We start from the raw sequence: 1,237 nt of genomic DNA, 5'->3' as shown, positions 1-1,237 counted from the left end.
TGTAGATACCGTCTTGCCCCTTAGTGCGCAATGGCGAGTCTGGGGTCGAAAGGTTGCCCTGACTTGAGCACGCCATAAGCGATGCTCAACAGCTTTCGCATGGCGGCGCAGACAATCTGCTTGCCGCTCTTGCCTTTGGCCTTCAGGCGGTCACGCAGCGCACTGATCGCGGGGTTGCGCTTGAGTGAACAGACCGCCGGCATATACAACCCGGCGCGCAGACGAGAGGAGCCTGTGCGCGAGATGCGCGTCTGTCCCCTGTAGAGACCTGACTCCTGCAACTGCGGGTTCAGTCCGGCGAAGGCGGTCAAGGCGCGGCTGCCGGCGAACCGTAAGGGATCGCCCAGCTCGGCCAACAGCAGAGCGGCCGTCTTGTCACCGATGCCATCGATGCTGGTCAGCAAGTCACGCTGGCCGCGAAGGTCAGGGTCGTCATCGATGTGCTGTTTGATTGCCCTGATCGTCTCGGCGATCTGTCGATCCACATGTTGCAGGACCGACTGGATGGAGTCGTACACGCTGGTGTCAGCGACCTCCAAGCGGTTGCGCTCCATCTGTTGGATCTCCCGCAGATCCTCCAGACGGCGTACCAGAGCTCTCAGGCGCCGGAGGGCCCGTGATTCGGGCTGCCAGGCACGTAGCTCGTCCTGGTGCCGCTCGCCGTAAGCCGCGATCAGCTTGGCGTCTACCTTGTCGGTTTTCACTCGCTGCAACTGGCTGCGCGCGTAATATGCCACCTGGGCTGGATTCAGGGCACAGACCCGGTAGCCCTTGTCATGTAGCCACTCGGCTAGGGCTTCATGATAAACACCGGTCGCCTCCATCAGAACCCACGCCTGGGGCTCGCTGTGCTTGAGCAGCCATTGGTGCAGAGTCTCGAAACCCGCCTCACGATTGGCGAGCTTGGCTTTGGTGCGGTACTTACCGTTAGCCTGGCAAGTGGCGATGTCGAATGTGTGCTTGGCAATATCGATGCCGACGACACTGGGCATGGGATGCTCCTTCTGCTGATCCAATGATCATCACTGCACCCGGCTCAACCTTGTTGATGCGAGCTCATGCCATAGGCGGGCTCTGGATACCGTTCGAGCTGTACGAGTGAGTGTGGAAGGCTGGAGCACTATCTACGTTACAGGCTCGAGGCCTTGGAGCGAGCTCGGCTTCCTGACCTTCCCCCGATGATCAGTCGGGGACTATTGCCCACAATGAGGCAGCAGTCGAGATACAAGGAGCGAGC

At 60.4% G+C, this 1,237-nt stretch carries 1 protein-coding gene; it reads right to left on the bottom strand.

Features of this window, described 5'->3' with window-relative positions:
* Nucleotides 1-20 precede the first annotated feature (20 nt).
* Complete coding sequence (locus tag CXK96_RS20575) at nt 21-992, bottom strand: IS110 family transposase (protein ID WP_102838248.1); 972 nt, start codon at nt 990-992, stop codon at nt 21-23.
* Between the last annotated feature and the right edge of the window lie 245 nt (nt 993-1,237).

The sequence above is a fragment of the Stutzerimonas stutzeri genome (assembly GCF_002890895.1).
GTDB classification, from domain to species: Bacteria; Pseudomonadota; Gammaproteobacteria; order Pseudomonadales; family Pseudomonadaceae; genus Stutzerimonas; species Stutzerimonas stutzeri_AB.
Note: the sequence above shows the minus strand (reverse complement) of the source record. Positions and strands in the feature narration are given on the sequence as shown.

What these genes read in the sequence shown, in the direction of transcription:
- CXK96_RS20575 (WP_102838248.1), bottom strand. Translation starts at nt 992, where the DNA reads ATGCCCAGTGTCGTCGGCATCGATATTGCCAAGCACACATTCGACATC.